Source organism: Burkholderia sp. BCC0506 (assembly GCF_902833145.1).
GTDB lineage: Bacteria > Pseudomonadota > Gammaproteobacteria > Burkholderiales > Burkholderiaceae > Burkholderia.
In genome coordinates this window covers 1-362 of record NZ_CADFEN010000045.1, presented here as the reverse complement: position 1 = coordinate 362, position 362 = coordinate 1, and the positions used below count along the sequence as shown (strand labels likewise).

At 67.7% G+C, this 362-nt stretch carries 1 protein-coding gene; it reads right to left on the bottom strand.

Annotated features, from left to right (window positions below; translation table 11 throughout):
- A partial coding sequence (locus HWX62_RS32900) for an aminotransferase class III-fold pyridoxal phosphate-dependent enzyme (RefSeq protein ID WP_175933348.1) occupies positions 1-362 on the bottom strand: 362 nt, incomplete at both ends.

The window sequence follows — 362 nt, the reverse complement described above, 5'->3', positions numbered from 1 at the left end:
CCGTGATTGAATTCGCCGTTGTCGATGATCGGCCGCGCGACGCGCTCGTGAATGCCGACCGCGCCCATCGGCACGTAGCCCGACGTGAGGCCCTTGGCCATCGTGATCAGGTCGGGCTCGAAGCCGAAGTGCTGGTGCGCGAACCATTCGCCGGTGCGCCCGAACCCGCCGATCACCTCGTCGGCGACCAGCAGGATGTCGTACTTGCGGCAGATCCGCTGGATCTCCGGCCAGTACGTCGACGGCGGGAAGATCACGCCGCCCGCGCCCTGGAACGGCTCGCCGATGAACGCGGCGACGTTCTCCGCGCCGAGCTCGAGAATCTTCGCTTCGAGCTGCTGCGCACGCGCGAGGCCGAAAGC